Origin of the sequence: Clostridium chromiireducens (assembly GCF_002029255.1) — a bacterium.
In the GTDB taxonomy this organism is placed as follows: Bacteria; Bacillota; Clostridia; order Clostridiales; family Clostridiaceae; genus Clostridium; species Clostridium chromiireducens.
The window spans coordinates 1-17,293 of the sequence record NZ_MZGT01000088.1 but is presented as its reverse complement, the minus strand read 5'-3'; the positions used below and the strand labels follow the sequence as shown (position 1 = coordinate 17,293).

General features: G+C 30.1%; 17 protein-coding genes and 1 pseudogene. 3 read left to right on the top strand and 15 right to left on the bottom strand.

Going from position 1 to position 17,293, the window contains the following annotated elements; all coding sequences use genetic code 11:
- The first annotated feature begins 13 nt into the window (after positions 1-13).
- Positions 14-940 carry an ArsR/SmtB family transcription factor gene (locus CLCHR_RS21290; protein ID WP_079441923.1) on the top strand — a complete coding sequence of 309 codons (927 nt, stop codon included), beginning with the start codon at positions 14-16 and terminating at the stop codon, positions 938-940.
- A gap of 137 nt (positions 941-1,077) precedes the next feature.
- Here the strand turns inward: CLCHR_RS21290 and CLCHR_RS21285 are convergent, their stop codons facing one another.
- The 5 genes from CLCHR_RS21285 to CLCHR_RS21265 form a co-directional block, all read right to left on the bottom strand.
- Positions 1,078-2,514 carry an arabinan endo-1,5-alpha-L-arabinosidase gene (locus tag CLCHR_RS21285; protein WP_079441922.1) on the bottom strand — a complete coding sequence of 479 codons (1,437 nt, stop codon included), beginning with the start codon at positions 2,512-2,514 and terminating at the stop codon, positions 1,078-1,080.
- Between the two features lie 138 nt (positions 2,515-2,652).
- Positions 2,653-4,170, bottom strand: a complete 1,518-nt coding sequence (gene arfA / locus CLCHR_RS21280; RefSeq protein ID WP_079441921.1) for an arabinosylfuranosidase ArfA — start codon at positions 4,168-4,170, stop codon at positions 2,653-2,655.
- Positions 4,171-4,211: 41 nt separating this feature from the next.
- On the bottom strand, positions 4,212-5,111 hold the full coding sequence (locus CLCHR_RS21275) for a carbohydrate ABC transporter permease (protein ID WP_079441920.1): 900 nt from the start codon (positions 5,109-5,111) through the stop codon (positions 4,212-4,214).
- Position 5,112: 1 nt separating this feature from the next.
- Complete coding sequence (locus CLCHR_RS21270; protein ID WP_079441919.1) at positions 5,113-6,003, bottom strand: carbohydrate ABC transporter permease; 891 nt, start codon at positions 6,001-6,003, stop codon at positions 5,113-5,115.
- 96 nt (positions 6,004-6,099) lie between these two features.
- A complete protein-coding gene (locus CLCHR_RS21265) occupies positions 6,100-7,455 on the bottom strand; it encodes an ABC transporter substrate-binding protein (RefSeq protein WP_079441918.1) in 1,356 nt (451 codons plus the stop codon).
- 589 nt (positions 7,456-8,044) lie between these two features.
- On the opposite strand from CLCHR_RS21265, the pseudogene CLCHR_RS25610 reads away from it, so the two are divergent.
- Positions 8,045-8,356, top strand: a pseudogene (locus tag CLCHR_RS25610) (DUF624 domain-containing protein); the annotation flags it as partial.
- Positions 8,357-8,478: 122 nt separating this feature from the next.
- On the opposite strand, the gene CLCHR_RS25345 reads toward CLCHR_RS25610, so the two are convergent.
- From CLCHR_RS25345 to CLCHR_RS21250, 3 genes are all read right to left on the bottom strand, one after another.
- Positions 8,479-8,700 carry a hypothetical protein gene (locus CLCHR_RS25345; protein ID WP_242966173.1) on the bottom strand — a complete coding sequence of 74 codons (222 nt, stop codon included), beginning with the start codon at positions 8,698-8,700 and terminating at the stop codon, positions 8,479-8,481.
- Between the two features lie 167 nt (positions 8,701-8,867).
- Entirely contained in the window at positions 8,868-9,626 is a 759-nt protein-coding gene (locus CLCHR_RS21255; RefSeq protein ID WP_341456932.1) for an exodeoxyribonuclease III, read from the bottom strand.
- A 199-nt stretch (positions 9,627-9,825) separates the two neighbouring features.
- Positions 9,826-11,847: a YgiQ family radical SAM protein gene (locus tag CLCHR_RS21250; RefSeq protein WP_079441916.1), complete on the bottom strand. Its 2,022-nt coding sequence runs from the start codon at positions 11,845-11,847 to the stop codon at positions 9,826-9,828.
- Positions 11,848-12,110: 263 nt separating this feature from the next.
- On the opposite strand from CLCHR_RS21250, the gene CLCHR_RS25005 reads away from it, so the two are divergent.
- Entirely contained in the window at positions 12,111-12,269 is a 159-nt protein-coding gene (locus CLCHR_RS25005; RefSeq protein ID WP_169896864.1) for a hypothetical protein, read from the top strand.
- A gap of 154 nt (positions 12,270-12,423) precedes the next feature.
- Here CLCHR_RS25005 and CLCHR_RS21245 read toward each other — a convergent pair whose 3' ends face one another.
- The 7 genes from CLCHR_RS21245 to CLCHR_RS21215 form a co-directional block, all read right to left on the bottom strand.
- Positions 12,424-13,779, bottom strand: a complete 1,356-nt coding sequence (locus CLCHR_RS21245; protein WP_079441915.1) for a PFL family protein — start codon at positions 13,777-13,779, stop codon at positions 12,424-12,426.
- 13 nt (positions 13,780-13,792) lie between these two features.
- Positions 13,793-14,062: an ACT domain-containing protein gene (locus CLCHR_RS21240; RefSeq protein ID WP_077869930.1), complete on the bottom strand. Its 270-nt coding sequence runs from the start codon at positions 14,060-14,062 to the stop codon at positions 13,793-13,795.
- Positions 14,063-14,445: 383 nt separating this feature from the next.
- Positions 14,446-14,751, bottom strand: coding sequence for a hypothetical protein (locus CLCHR_RS21235; RefSeq protein ID WP_079441914.1), 306 nt, complete (start codon positions 14,749-14,751; stop codon positions 14,446-14,448).
- A gap of 329 nt (positions 14,752-15,080) precedes the next feature.
- Complete coding sequence (locus CLCHR_RS21230; RefSeq protein WP_079441913.1) at positions 15,081-15,293, bottom strand: hypothetical protein; 213 nt, start codon at positions 15,291-15,293, stop codon at positions 15,081-15,083.
- A gap of 67 nt (positions 15,294-15,360) precedes the next feature.
- A complete protein-coding gene (locus CLCHR_RS21225; RefSeq protein WP_079441912.1) occupies positions 15,361-15,786 on the bottom strand; it encodes a GNAT family N-acetyltransferase in 426 nt (141 codons plus the stop codon).
- Positions 15,787-15,962: 176 nt separating this feature from the next.
- Positions 15,963-16,193, bottom strand: coding sequence for a hypothetical protein (locus tag CLCHR_RS21220; protein ID WP_079441911.1), 231 nt, complete (start codon positions 16,191-16,193; stop codon positions 15,963-15,965).
- Positions 16,194-16,467: 274 nt separating this feature from the next.
- Entirely contained in the window at positions 16,468-16,920 is a 453-nt protein-coding gene (locus tag CLCHR_RS21215) for an Lrp/AsnC family transcriptional regulator (RefSeq protein WP_079441910.1), read from the bottom strand.
- Positions 16,921-17,293: the final 373 nt, after the last annotated feature.

The window sequence follows — 17,293 nt, the reverse complement described above, 5'->3', positions numbered from 1 at the left end:
GAGGAGATTATTTATGATACATATAACTAACTTAAAAGACAGTTTACCTATTTTTAAAGCTTTAAGTTCTGACGTAAGAATTAATATATTAGATATTTTATCACAATTCAAACAATTAAATATGAATGAATTATCTGAAAAGCTGGATTTAACTAATGGTGCGGTTACTATGCATATAAAAAAATTAGAAGAGTGCGGATTAATAAAAACAACTAACTTAACTGGGAAGCATGGACTTCAAAAAATATGTTCTCTTCACGAGGATAAATTTGTAATTGATATAGGTAAACAAGATTTAGAAAATTCGTATGATATAGATTTAAATATAGGTCATTATTCCAATTATGATATTGCTCCTACTTGTGGAATCGCTACCAAAGAAAAAATTATCGGAGAAGTTGATAATCCAAATTACTTTGCAGACCCTGAAAGGATTAATGCTGATATACTATGGTTCACTAAGGGATACATTGAATATAGAATTCCTAATTATCTAAAACCTAACGAAACATTTTCTGATCTTCAAATATCTATGGAGATAAGCTCCGAAGCACCTGGTTCTTGTAGTGATTGGCCTTCTGATATTCATTTCTATGTTAATAATGTTAATATAGGTAGTTGGACCAGTCCTGGAGATTTTGGTGATAACAAAGGAATCTTAACACCATCTTGGTGGTTGTCAAATTGGAATCAATATGGACTTTTGAAACTTTTAAATATTAATGCATTTGGAACTTTTATTGATGGAATAAAAATTTCAGATATTACTTTAGAAGATTTAGGTTTGACGTATAAAAGTGATATACTTCTTAAATTGGCTGTTCCAGAAGAAACAAAGCATGTTGGTGGATTAACTATCTTCGGAAAAAACTTTGGTAATTACAGCCAAGGCATAAACGTGAGACTTGTTTATAATGAATTAACTCAACAAGATATTTAAGAAATAATATCGGTTATAAAATATAGATATCTATTTTTTTATAAAACAAAAACATGAATGAATATGAAGTAACTTCATATTCATTCATGTTTTGTTTTATGAGAAATTTACTTTTTGTTCTCAAAATTTTTCATATACTATCTCATGAGTTTTCCCCATAAAGACACTCCATTTTTATCAATTACAGTAAACACTAAGGTTTGCTTTTTATTTTCCCAATCCCATGATGGGATTACTTTTCCTTTATATTCTACTTTTTTACCATTATTATTCGAAAGTTCAATAATTATATTGTTATCGCCACTTAATTCCCATTTTCCAGATTGTTTTTCGTTCTTAATCTTCCCATTACTTGTAAATTCATATTGTTCTGACGGTATTATTTCATTAATATTTTTATCCTGTAATATTAGTTGCCAATTTCCTATTAGAGCATTTTTTTCAATCGCCTGTTCTTTTTCTCCAGTATACCTTTCTGGTGATACTATAGGCCATCCATCTTCTGACCAAAGAATTTTTCTAACATTTAAATAGAACCAATCTTTATTTTTCTCTGTTCTCACATGATGAACTATATAGTAATTTCCATTATCATTCAATACAGAGTTATGTCCTGGTGCCATCCAGCCTTCATTATCACCAAATTTATATCCACCTAAAATTTTATTCCCGATTTCATTTGGTTTTGAATTTGATATATCAGTCATATCATTTCCGTTACTGTCTAAATAAGGTCCTACGATATTATCAGCTCGACCCACTCTAACATTGTAATCTGAAGATAGCGACCCATATGAAACAAACAAATAATATTTCTTTTGTTCTTCATTATAAACTATATAAGGCCCTTCCACCGCTCCACTTACAACTGCATCTCTTTTTGAAATATTTTTTCCCATATCATTTTGATTTTCAGGTTTTCCTGTGTTTTTATCAAGCTTTACGATATATATACCATTCCAAAAGGAACCGTATGTCATCCACATTTGCCCATCTTTATCATATACTATATTGGGGTCTAATGCATTTTTATCGTCCCCTTGATTGGTTTTTAAAACAACTCCTTTATCTTCCCATGGCCCTTCTATTGATTTACTTTTTAATAATCCAATATACGATCTATTCTTACCAAAAGTTGATGCACAATAATAAAGATAATATTCCTCTCCTACCTTTGTTACATCCGGAGCCCATATTCCTTGAGCGCGACTCCATTTCTTTGCTTCTTCTGGGATTCCTTTTAACGCTTGACCTACGAACTCCCAGTGAATTAAATCTTTAGATTTACGAACCTGTATTCCTGGAGTCGCTGGTCCACCTACCCTCGCATCAGTGGAAAATACATAATATGTGTCTTTATCCTTAAATATTGATGGATCATGAGCACCTAAAGTTCCCCAGTTACCTTTATCAAGAACAATACTTGAATCTCTTAATTCTTCAATTTTAGGATCTTCCGGAAAACTTATTTTCACCAAACTACTTTCACTGTTTTGTTTTGATGAACATCCTATCATGATGGTGATACCTGCCATAAAAGCTATTAACATTAATGCCAAAATTCTCTTTCTCATTTTTCTACTCCTCCACTTAATAATAAAATAGGATTTAGTACATGAAGCCTATGCACTAAATCCTAAGTTCTATAAACTAAAATAGTTTATAGATAAATCATTTTCTATTCTTACAGCAATATTTTAATAAAGTATTCCTTATTTAATCTTTCCTAAGCGAATTACATTCCAAGATGCTTTTCCTAAAGAAGAATTAATAATTCCATCATTTAATTCACTTCTATCTACACATTTCGGAGTAACTGCTTCACCTTTTGGAGAATTTACAATTTTCATATCTTCATGTTCTAATACAATATGTTCAATAATTTTATAACCTACAAAACTTCTTACATCGCAAGTCAATTCAATATTTTCCTCTAGATTACGATTAACTGCAAATATAGTAACTTCGTCCTTTTCTTCATTATATACTGCTACAGATTCAACATCTGTTACATCTGTAAAATCGATAGTATCATGTTTTGGTGAAGATATTACTGGTTGAAGCGCAGTTCCTCTACCATATTTTGAAGCATGTAAATATGGATAATAAATAGTTTGCTTCCATGCTGGCCCATTTTCTTCAGTCATAATTGGCGCTATAACATTAACTAATTGCGCTAAACATGCCATTTTAACTCTATCAGAATGTTTCATTAAAACAATTAACATTAATCCAACTAAAAGTGCATCTTCAAAATTATACACATCTTCTAAAAGTGCAGGCGCTTTTTGCCATGGATGATTTCTCATTATATTATCATCATCTTGATTCGAATGAAACCATACATTCCATTCATCAAAACTCAAATTCATGGTCTTCTTACTGCGTTTTTTAGATTTTATGTAATCACAAGTAGCAGTAACGGTTTTAATAAAGTGTTCCATATCATCACTTTGAGCTAGGAAATTTGCAGTATCATTTAATCTATTACCATAATATTGATGAAGTGATATAAAATCTACTACATCGTAAGTATGATCAAGAGTTGATGCTTCCCATTCAGGGAAAGTAGGCATGGCTGTATTTGAACTTCCGCATGAAACTAATTCGATATCTGGGTCTATTAATTTCATGGCCTTACCTGTTTCTAGAGCTAATCTTCCATACTCTTCAGAAGTTTTATGTCCTATTTGCCATGGTCCATCCATTTCATTTCCTAAGCACCATGTTTTTATTTTATGTGGTTTATTAACACCATGTTTTATTCTTAAATCACTATATTTTGCACCACCTATATGATTACAATATTCCAAAAGGTTGCAGGCATCTGCAATTCCTCTTGTTCCAAGATTTACTGCCATCATTACTTCAGATCCTACCGCATTAGTCCATTTTGAGAATTCGTTTAATCCAATTTCATTAGTTTCTAAGCTTCTCCAAGCTAATTCTAGTCTCTTTGGTCTTTCTGATATCGGTCCAACACTATCTTCCCAGAAGAAATTTGATACAAAATTCCCACCCGGGTATCTTATAATAGGAACATCTAATTCTTTTACTAATTCCATTACATCAGTTCTGAAGCCATTTTCATCAGCTGACATATGATCTGGCTGATAAATCCCTCCATACACAGCCCTTCCTAAATGTTCAATGAAAGAACCATAAATTCTTTTATCTATTTCGGATATTTTGAAGTCTTTGTCTACTACCATTTTTGCTTTTTTTGCCATTATAATTCATCTCCTTAAGTATTTAGTTTGGACTTTTCATATTAACCCTTTACAGCTCCAGCTGTCATACCATCAACAAAGTACTTTTGGAAGCACATAAATAATATGAATATAGGTAAGATTGAAAGGAAAGAACCCACAAATAATAAGTTGAAGTTGTTTCCATAAGGTGTCATTAAAGTATTTAAACCTATTGGTAAAGTGAATTTTTTAGCATCCTTCAATACTAACATTGGCCATAATAAGTTGTTCCAGCTACCCATAGCATTTAAGATTGCCATTGCTGCAAAGGATGGTTTCATGATTGGTAATATTAATCTAAAGAAAATACCATATTCTGATGCTCCATCTATTCTTCCCGCTTCAACAAGATCCTTAGGAATTCCCGATAAATACTGTCTAAAGAAAAATATTGTCGAAGCATTTGCTATGCTTGGTAAAATAATTCCGGCGTAACTGTTTGTTAAATGCATAGTACTTACTTGACTATAAAGAGGTAACATTAGAATTTCAAAAGGCACCATCATAACGAATAGAACACAAACAAACAAGAAATTTTTCCCTTTAAAATCATACATTGCAAACCCATATGCAACAAATGCACTAATAAATAATTGAAGTGCTACTTGACCTATTGTTAAGAACAAGCTGTTAAAAAACCATATAAAGAAACTATTTTTTGCTGTAAACAAAATAACATAGTTTTTAATAGACATTTTAGATATATCTATTGATGCATCCATACCTTTAGCAACTACTACTGCACCGTCTTTAAAAGTCGAAATGAAAAGTGTGTAAAAAGGAATTAGTAGTATTACTGCTATGACAGTGAATAATATAAAAATCATCACTTTAGTAGGCATATTATTTCCTTGTCCTGCTATTTTTTGAGTGTTTTTTTTAGTTCTTTTTCTACTATATAAACTTACATTACTTTGCATACTAATCCTCCTTATTAAATGTTCCATTTAACTTTAATTGTACTAAGTTAATAGCCATTCCTACGACAAATAGTACTAAACCTACAGCAGATGCATAACCCATAGCATTCTTTTCAATACCTTGTCTATATAAATATCCTACAATTGTAAGACCTATATTATTTGGCGAATTGTTACCGTTATATACCATGTAACTTTCTATAAACATTGCAAGACCTGCATATATTGATATAGTAAGTACATAAATAGTTGTTGGCTTAAGCTGAGGTATTGTAACATATCTAAACTTTTGCCAAATACTTGCTCCATCAATATCTGCCGATTCATATAATTCTGCTGGAATGTTCTTTAATCCCGATAAGAAATATAGCATATTAACGCCTGTCCATCTCCAACAAGCTAAAACTAATAGAACAATAAAGCCTGTAGTTCCATTTTTGAGCCATTTATATGGATCCATTCCAAATAATGCAACGAATTGATTCATTAAAGAAGTAGCTTGTTCTCCGAAGCTGAACCTAAAAACTATACCTGCAACAGCAACAGATGTCAAAGCTGGTATGTATAATGCTGCTTTAAAGAATTCTCTGCCAACCATTAATTTACTGTTTATAATGCATGCTAGTACCATTGGAATTGGAATAAGTAATATTAGTGTCCACACCATATATTTAACACTATTCCATAATGCAATTAAAAAAACCTTATCTCCTAATAATTTCGTATAGTTTTCTAAACCAACAAATTTCCTTGAACCCGGTAATACATTTTGAAAACTCATTATTATCGTGTTTATCATCGGAGAAATAAAAAATACTAAAAACACAAGAATAAATGGCAATATGAATACATATGGTGCTGCTTTTTTATTGTATATAAATCCTTTAAACATTACTTAACTTCCTCCTATTACACACTAAAATAATACAGAGAAGCTATTTTTATAGCTTTATTTTTTGATAAATAGCTTCCCTGTATAATTATTTTATTATTTCAATTCATTTTCAGCTTGTTGTTGTGCTTCATCTAACGCTTGTTTTATATCTTTTTTATCTTCAAATATACTATTTAAAGTAACTGTACATAAAACATTATTGATATTTGGACTAGCTTCAGTTGATTTAATTAATGATATTTCGTTCTTAATTTCATTTAATGTATCAAAAGGATTAGTCTTGAAGTATTTTATAAACTTATTATCTTTGTTTTGAGTAAGCTCTTTATTATTCCACAAATCCGTATTTACTGGATCAAACCCTAATTCATTCCATATAGCTTTTTCTCCATCCTCAGAAAATTTAGCATATGCTATGAATTCTTTAAGGTTTTGTTTGTTTTTAGCAGTTTTAGTAACAGCTGTACCAGTACCACCTAAACCTACAGAACGTGGTTGACCTTTTTCAAATACAGGAGCCGGAGCAATTGCCCATTTACCTGCTTGATCAGGCATATATTGTAAAAATCTTGACATATACCACATTGCTTTAATTACAACTGCATAATCTCCATTATTTATTGCACCTTCACCATCTGTTGTATCAGGTTGTCCACCTGGAATAGTAGCTATAGCATGGGCATCTTGCATGTCTCTTAAGGTAGTAAGTGCTTTAACCATTTGAGGGCTGTTTAATTGTGGCTTACCACTTGCATCAGTATAGTCAGACTTTTGTTCTGCTAACATAAGACTTGTTTGCCAAATAGCACTTGTATCGGCTGTACCGAAATTTTTGCCAGTTGCTGCATAATATTTAGCGCCTGCTTTTTTGAAATCATCCCAAGTTACTATCGATTTATAATCAATTCCTGCTTTTTCTAAAAGTTCTGTGTTATAGTACGCAACAGTAGCACCAACATGATAATCAAGTCCATATACATGATTGTCTTTACTGTAAATATCTACACGTGATTTAACTACCTTGTCCTTATATGGTGCATATACATCATCAAGTGGCTCTAGCTGTGGTTCTCCCTTTAAGAAGTTAGGGAATTTACCTAATTCTATATCTACTGCATCAGGAGCACCTTGTCCAGACAATAGAGCTGATTGTAATTTATTGTGCATATCATCATAAGGTAGCACTGTAACATTAATATTTAGTTTCTTATCCGGATTTTTTTCATTCCATTTAACTACCATCTCATCCAGGAAAGTTTTATGCATATCAACGAATGTCCACATTTCTAATTGATCACCTGAGGCTGAAGCAGTTGAATTATCCTTTCCGCTTTCGCCAGCACTTGTAGCAGAACTATCACTACTACCGCATCCAATTAACATCGATGCTGCAAGAGATGTTGTAACAACAGCAGTTGCAAGTTTTTTTAATATTTTTACACTTTTCATATTATTTACCTCCCATTTTTATAAATGAAGTTAATATATTAGCGAACATTATTCTTCTCATGAAAGTTGAAGTAACATATCTCAAAAAAATAATGGCCAAAACAAATGAATTATTTATTATTGCTTCTTTATACGTTTACTTTAAATATATATTGATATAAGGTTCAAACACAGCATACATTACTCAAGGTTTATTTTATACAATTCTAAAATATATTATAATAACCACTTATTTTATAAATATCGATTTTTTCTTCAATTTAATTATCATATGTATATTTTTGTAATATTCTATAAATTTTATTATCAGTAACCCTTTTCATTTATGATATTTTGGTTTGTCCTTATATATTTATTATATACCTACATCTTCCAAAGTCAACACTTTATATTATAATTCATTAAATTATTTTAATCTTTTTTAAACTATAATATATTTATTATTTTAGAAATTCTTGAAGTTAAGCACTTCAAATGATATACTAAATCTAAACTTATCTAAAACAAATCCCCTACAAAGTTACAATTATTAATTTGTAATTTATTTCTTAAACAGAAAACCATTACATGATTAAGGAGACTGATTAATATGAAAATATTTGTACCCAATTTTCATCGTGAAGGCCCTGGTGTAGATAAAAATGAACCCGAAAAGAAAGGCATTTCACTATTTTTTTATCTACTATTAAATAAATTTTGGGACATACTTAAACTTAATATGATTTTTATCCTATATTCTATTCCTATAATTACTATAGCTCCCGCTTTTGGAGCAATGACATCAATTACCATGTCAATGGTTAGAGACAAGCATGTCTTTATTTTTTCCGATTTCCATGAAGCATTTAAGCTTAATTGGAAGCAATCAGTAGCTTGTGGAATTATAAATACTATAATACTTGTATTACTTAGTACCTCTATTTTGTTTTATTTTAAATTATCACAAAATAATGTTAACTTTTATATAGTTCTATTCTTATGTATTTTTATTACAGTATTATTTTTATTTGCTTCATTATATATTTATCCTTTACTTACTACCGTATCTCTTTCGCTAAAGGATATTCTTAAAAATTCATTATTACTAAGCATCGTTTGTTTTAAAAACACATTAATTGGCGCGGTGGTTTGCGGAATAATACTTGGATTTAATGTTTTTTTCTTCCCTCTAACAGTTCCTCTATACCTATTTCTTACATTTAGCCTTTTATCTTTCATTTCAAGCTTCGCAACTTGGGGAGCCATAAAAAACTTTATACTTAAATGAGTTTAACACATATACTTTATATGAAAAAAATGGCACTCATCTTTATGTATCCAGTTTCGTAAAAAACCGGATACATAAGAGAGTACCATTATTTATATAAAGTATGTCTTAAAAAAAATCAATTATAATCTTTATTACAACTTCATTAAAGATTGATTAAAAGTTCTACCGGACAATGATCTGATCCCTCAATGTTCATATGTACTTTAGCATCTTCTAATTTATCTTTTAAAGATTCTGAACTCAAGAAATAGTCTATTCTCCATCCAGCATTGTTTGCCCTTGCATTAAATCTATAAGACCACCACGAATATACCCCTTCTGTATCAGGATAGAAATATCTATATGTATCAATAAAACCTGAATCTAATAATTTAGAGATTTTATCTCTTTCTTCATCTGTAAACCCAGCATTTTTTCTATTAGCTTTTGGGTTTTTCAGATCTATTTCTTTATGTGCAACATTTAAGTCTCCACATATTATTACAGGCTTGCTTTCTTCAAGTCCTTTTAGATATATTCTAAAAACATCCTCCCATACCATTCTATAATCAAGTCTCTCTAAACCTTGTTTCGAATTCGGAGTATAGACATTTACTAAATAAAATTCATTAAATTCTAATGTAAGAACTCTTCCTTCATTATCATGATCTTCTATTCCAATACCTTTCTTAACAGATAAAGGTTCTTCTTTAGTGAACACAGCAGTGCCTGAATATCCTTTCTTCTCTGCGTAATTCCAATAGCTATAATATCCTTCTAACGCTAAATCTATTTGCCCTTCTTGTAGTTTACTTTCTTGTATACAAAATACGTCTGCATCCTCTTCTTTAAAATAATCTAAAAAGCCTTTTTTAACACAAGCTCTTAATCCATTAACATTCCACGAAATTAATTTCTTCACGTTTATATCCTCCTGCTCTAGAAAAATTGTTTTTACCAATAATAATTATTATATATTATTATTACTACTTAATCTATACATTCACTAATAACTGATTAATTCTTAGTTGGTTTATGCAATTTGCAAATACATGTTTAATTACCATAGAAAACGAAAGAAATAATAAAAAATTCACCATTATACTGGTGAATTTTTCATTTTATCTAGTTCTAGATTTACTTTTAGCTTTTGATTTAGCTTTCAGGCTGCTTTTACCTCTAATATTCCCAGGTTTATTTTTATCTTTTTGAGATTTATCTTTACTACCATTAAACGATTTATCATTATTACCCTTACGTGTTGCATTTTTACTTTGACTTCTTCTATCTTTATTTTCTTTACTTTCTTTATTATTGTATGTATTACCATATCTTGAACCATTACTTTTATCCTTTATAAGGCACTTCGGCCCATTCCCAATTAAATCTGTTCTTCCAGCTTGTGTTAATGCTTCATAAACTAATGTATAATATTTAGGATTTTTAAATTGTAAAAGTGCTCTCTGCATAGCTTTTTCATGTTTAGTTTTTGGAACGTAAACTTCCTTCATAGTCATCGGATCTAATCCTGTATAATACATAGTTGTTGCAAGTGTCCCTGGAGTCGGATAGAAATCCTGTACTTGCTCAGGCTGATAATTTATATCCCTTAAATATTCAGCAAGCTCAATAGCAGAGTCTAATGTACTTCCTGGATGAGATGACATCAAATATGGTATTATGTATTGTTTTTTACCAAGTTTCTTTGTTATCTTTTCAAATTTCTCCACAAATTTATCATAAGTTTCCCCTGCAGGCTTACCCATATACTTTAATACATCTTTTGAAACATGTTCCGGAGCTACTTTTAATTTTCCACTCACATGGTGCTCAACCAATTCCTTAAAGAAAGTATCATCTTTATCCGCCATTATATAATCATACCTAAGACCTGACCGAACAAATGCTTTTTTAACTTTAGGAACTTCTCTTATTGATCTAAGTAAATCTAAATATTCCGTGTGATCTACATCCATATTTTTGCAAACACTTGGTGACAGACATTCTTTTCCTTTACATGCTCCAAAAGACAATTGCTTTGTGCAAGCTGGCTTTCTAAAGTTCGCAGTGGGTCCTCCAACATCATGTATATATCCTTTGAAGTCTGGAAGCTTAGTAATATCTTCAACTTCCTCTAATATAGACTCTTTGCTTCTACTTTGAACGACTCTTCCTTGATGAAATGTTATAGCACAAAACTTACAGTCTCCAAAACATCCTCTTGAGCTTACTGTGCTAAATTTAACTTCTTCAATTGCAGCTATTCCACCTTTCCCTTCATACATAGGGTGATAATCTCTCATATATGGAAGCCCATATACTTCATCTAACTCTTCTCTACTTAAAGGTGCTTCTGGAATATTTTGCACCACAAATTTATTCCCATGTTTTTGAACAATAACATGACCTCTTACTGAATCTTGTTCTTCATATTGAATTCTACTAGCTTCTGCGTGCTTATATCTATCAGTACAAACTTCCTTATAAGAAGGTATTTCGATATAATCTTGAACATCTTCTAAAGTCTCTGTCATATAACAAGTTCCTCTAAGATAAGTTATATCCTTTGCTGGAACCTTATTTTTCAAACTTTCTGCAACTGCGACTATTTGCTTCTCTCCCATACCATAAATTAAAAGATCAGCCGTACTATCAACTAGAATTGATTTTCTAACTTTATCACTCCAATAATCATAATGTGCAAACCTTCTTAGACTAGCTTCTATACCTCCAATTACAATATCCACATCTTTATAAGCTTCTCTTATTTTATTACAATATACAATTGTTGCCATATCAGGCCTAAGGCCCATTTGTCCACCTGGAGAATAAAAATCTTTTTCTCTTAACCTTTTACTTACAGTGTAGTGGTTAACCATAGAATCCATATTACCACCATTAACTAAAAACGCATACTTCGGTCTTCCAAGCCTTTGAAAATCATAAATAGTCTTCCAATCCGGTTGGGGTATTATCCCTACCTTATAACCATTAGCCTCAAGTACTCGCGAAATAATCGCAGTTCCAAAACTATGATGATCTATATATGCATCAGCTGTAACAATTATAAAATCTAATTCATCCCAGCCTCTTTCTCTCATATCTTTTTTACTTATTGGCAAAAACTTCTTTTCAGTTGTCATCTTTCCACCTACTTATTTTTCTTGTAGTTTTGCATATAACATTAATATGCTTATAAATTTCTCTTTGCATATTATAGCATAAAGAGACTCCATTCTGTATCAATCTAAAAATTTTTCTTGATAAATATATTCTTCACGTGTTTTAGTGATCATAATTAATATTTTATCTCATTTATTTCTCTTTGATATGTAACACTTTTTAATTATGTTTAATATATTAACACTATAACAAATGATTAAGGTAAACAAAGGAGAAATGAATAATGAGTAGATGTTGTTATAATAGATGTTGTTGTAACAGATGTTGCAATAATTACAATGGTTGTGGAAACTTTGGTGGATACGGCTGCGGTGGATTTGGTGGATGTGGATTTGGCGGAAATAATTTATGGTCACTATGGCCATTATTATTCTTCCTATAAAATAAATAACTGATCCTGCTAGTTTATCCTCTCACCAGTAGCATAATTAAAGTAAACTTCCCATAATTTCCTTTATATTTAAAAATAATATAAAATGTAAAGAAGACCCAAAAGATATACATCTTTTAGGTCTTTTTTATTTATATATTTCTAATTAGTTCTTAAACGAATGTATCGGTGCAGGAATTCTTCCACCTCTTTGAGAAAATAACTCTGATGACTTTCCGTTAACTTTCATTACAGGTGCTCTACCTAATAAGCCACCAAACTCAACCATATCTCCCACTTCACATCCTGGTGCTGGTATAATTCTAACAGCTGTTGTCTTGTTATTAATAACACCAATTGCTGCTTCATCTGCAATCATACCTGCAATTGTAGATGCTGGAGTATCTCCTGGAATTGCAATCATATCAAGTCCAACTGAACATACACATGTCATACCTTCTAATTTTTCTAAGTTTAATGATCCACTATTAACTGCATCTATCATACCTGCATCTTCTGATACTGGAATGAAAGCTCCACTTAATCCACCAACGTGGCTACAAGCCATAACTCCACCTTTTTTAACAGCATCATTAAGCATAGCTAGAGCTGCTATTGTACCATGAGTTCCAACTTGTTCTAATCCTATTTCTTCTAAAATTTCAGCAACAGAATCTCCAACAGCTGGTGTAGGAGCTAAAGATAAATCAACTATACCGAAAGGTACATCTAATCTTCTTGATGCTTCATTTGCAACTAATTCACCCATTCTTGTAACTTTAAATGCAGTTTGCTTAATTGTCTCAGCAACAACATCAAAAGATGCTCCTCTTACTTTTTCAAGAGCTCTTTTAACAACTCCTGGTCCACTTACTCCAACATTTATAATTCTTTCTGCTTCTCCAACCCCATGGAAAGCTCCTGCCATAAACGGATTATCTTCTACTGCATTTGCAAATACAACTAGTTTCGCACATCCAAATCCTTTAGCATCCTTAGTAAGCTCTGCAGTTCTTTTAATAACTTCTGCCATATCTCTTACAGCATTCATATTTATTCCTGATTTTGTACATCCTACATTAACAGATGCACAAACCTTTTTTGTCACTGCTAATGCTTCAGGAATTGAACTAATTAAGATTTTATCTCCTTTAGTGCAGCCTTTTTGAACTAAAGCTGAAAATCCACCCAAGAAATCTATCCCTAAAGTTTCTGCTGCTCTATCTAAAGTTCTTGCAAATTCAACATAACTAGTTTCATTTGTTGCTCCTGCAATTATTGACATAGGAGTTATTGAAACTCTTTTATTTACTATTGGAATACCAAATTCCGTTTCTATTTGTCTACCAACTTCAACTAAACGTTCTGCTGATTTTGTAATTTTATCATATATCTTAATTCTGGCTTTATCTCCATCTGGATCTATACAATCAAGTAGAGATATCCCCATTGTAATTGTTCTTACATCTAGTTTTTCTTCTTCAATCATTTTTATCGTTTCAAGTATATTATTAGTATTCATAAGCCCCTCCTAATTATAGTGAATGCATTGACTTAAATATTTCTTCTCTTTGGATCTTAACTTCTACCCCAAGTCTTTCTCCTTCAGCTGTAAGTCCTGTACGAACTTCTTCAAAAGTCGCATTCATATCTTTACAGTCTAATACCATTATCATAGTAAAAAAACCTTGCATTATAGTTTGGTTAACATCTAATATGTTAATACTATATTCTAACATCTTCTGACTTACCCCTGCTATAATACCAACTTTATCTTGCCCAATTACTGTTAATATTGCTTTCATGCTTATCTACTCCATTCGTTAAGTTTATTTTTAAGATCCTTCCTAAGACATATCTAAAAATAATAAATCACTATACTTAGATTTTCTTACGTAGGTGATTTATTATTATATATCTTATGTCTAAAAATATTATCCAATTCACATTGAATTGGATAATATTTAGAAAGTATCATCGTTGCTATCTTTATTCTATAATTTATATTATATTTTGTCAATTTTCACAGAACATTTTGTAGTATTTTTTTCTTTTTGTTCGTATTATCGCCTTAGATTCTTTAATATTTTTAATATATTATTTGGCTTATAGGTATAATCAAAACATTCTCATCATATAAAACAAAAGAAGTAAGCATTTCCAACTTACCTCCTTCAAAATTAACATTTTAATTGTTATTATTATCTTTTGCACTCAATTTTGTAGTACTTAAATGCTCACCAGATATTCTTTCTTTATTCTTGGATTTTTTATAATCATTTGAAAAACATATTCTTAGACTTTCATCATTACTTTCAGCATTCACTTGATACGTTACACTCTGAACATATCCATGGATGAAATCATCTTTACTGAAAAACAAATTTATTTCTGTTCCTACTTTAGTAATGACATTAATAATATCTTTCAAATCTTTAGATTCTTTTGTAAAAACTACATCACCACTATCCAAGAGACAAAACTCAACCTTCATAGCTTTCACCCCTTCCTCTAATGAAATTATATATAATATCTCTCCTGTATTTCAATGATGAAATTCAAGCGATTACCCCTATTTATTTCGATTAGACTATAAAAATCACAAGAAATTTTATCTATACATTAATTACTGCAATATTTTGCTTAAATAAAATTATAACCTCTATCTATCTCGACTCTATATAAATATTTATAAAACAGAATAGCACCTACTATTTTGTAAGTGCCGTAGTTATTCTATTGATCTTATCTATATATTACTAACGATATCTTTAGTTACCTTCTCATATTACCATTATGCTTACATTAAATAAGTGTATTATGTTATCTATTCCAACTATTTTTGCATATCTTATATACTTCATACATTTCTTCCTCAGTACATTTTTCAAATGCACCATAGTTCCAATCCCATCTTCCATAAGGTTCTCTATAACTTCCACGATATCTTATTTTAGGATGTTCCATCACATTTAAATTGGGATCTGTTCCTTTTATTAAAGAAATTAAATCATTCTTATCTAAATCAAGTTTCAAATTCATATCCCCTTAGATTATATTAGTAAATTATATTCCAATTTAAATATTATATTCATCTATAAAATTAAATGTTTAAATTAAATTCGTTTGGAATTACATCCCACCCTATGGAATTAAAAGCTACATCAGTATCATGATTATATTTCTGAGTAAAAATAAAACCTGTTTTAATTCCAACTTCTTTTAGCTTTTTTAAAGAACGATCCAACATACTTTTATTAATCTCATTTACTCTATATTCCTCATATATTGCAATATGATATATAAATCCCCTTACGCCATCATTACCACACAATAGAGCTCCTATAACTTTTCCATCCCCATTACAAGCTACTGAACTAGTTTCTGGATTTTTCTTTAAATATCCAATTAAATCACTTTTTGTAACAGAACTTTCCAGAAATGAAGATCCAAAAATATCACTCCACAATTTAAGTACTTGATCTATATCTAACTCTTTCATCGCTTGAACTACAATACCATTATTCATTTATAATGTATCCTCCATATAATTCTTTAGTATTTAATTATATTTTAACACTCTATTATTTTAATAGATATATAAATCTAAAGACATTACTTCCAATCATTTTATTTTTTCTAAACTCTTATAATACTCTTTCATTACATACTCATCACTTGCTCCAAACATCTTTTCTAAACATTCTAATCCCACTCAATTGTTAATATCTCTAACTCGCCTTCCTTAAGTGAAACCTTATATCCATCAGTTATTAACCAAGTAGCCAAATCTGTAACCATATTTTTTCTAATTTCATCTCTTTTACTAATGGCAAATACAGCTGAAACCTTATTTATTCCTGCTTTCTTTCCTTGTTCTATGTTTCTCAATATTATGTTCTTATTTTCGTTTAACTTCTCTTCATATTCATTCACAATATTTCCTCCCTCTAATCTTACATACAATTTCAAAACATCTATCTTCGGGCGACAGGTATAGTATTAAATTATAATACTATTATAAATTTATGATACGAAACTCTAAGATATTCTCTATTTTATGGTTTTCTATAAAAAACGTTACAAAATAAAAGGTTGTCTTAAAAGCAATTTAAGACAACCTTTATCTAAATAATATATATTTCTTATGCGACCATTTAATAATTAACTAATTTATAAAAAATTATCCTTATAAATATATAACATATACCTATTTAGTTTCAACCTCTGAAGTCACATCTATTCCTCTATGTTCAACCGCTGTAGAGAATACTATTTGAGTTTCTGTATTCCCAAACTTTTGTAACTCTCCAATAAAAGCATCTAATTCTAAAGTAGTATGATACGCTACTTTTATGAGCATAGAATATTTTCCTGTTACACAATTACATTCAAGAACGTTTGAACAGCTAGCTATAAAAGGATAAAATTCTGGTTTTTGCTTTGGTGACATTTCTAAATTAATAAATGCCTTAATGTTATATCCAAGTTTCAAAGGATCAACATGTGCAGAATATCCAGTTATAACACCCGCTTGTTCTAATTTCTCGATACGGGCAGATACTGCTGGTGTTGATAAAAATACCTCCTCAGCTAAATGCTTTAGTGGATATCGTGCATTTTTTTGTAAAAGTTCAATAATCTTAAAATCAATCTTGTCCATTTTAATACCTCTATTCCATTTAAAATAATTATATTACTAAATACTAAAAAAGAACATATCAAATAATCATTTATTATCGATACGCTCCTTTGCGTTAATTTATTAAATTATCTTTGTAAAAACTATTTTTACATTTAAATTGATTACATTTCTATGTATAATTATTCATTTCACACAATTATCCTATTTATATTTTAAAGTTATTATTGAAATTTTACAAGAGTTTTTTGCTATTTTGATTTAAAAAATTAACCACAATTGTATTTAAACTCAATACAACAATAAAAATATTTAATTTTTCTCTTTAGTGAATCAGCATCAATTATAATTACAAAAATATATCTTATAGTTTCTTAATTATTATATATAAATT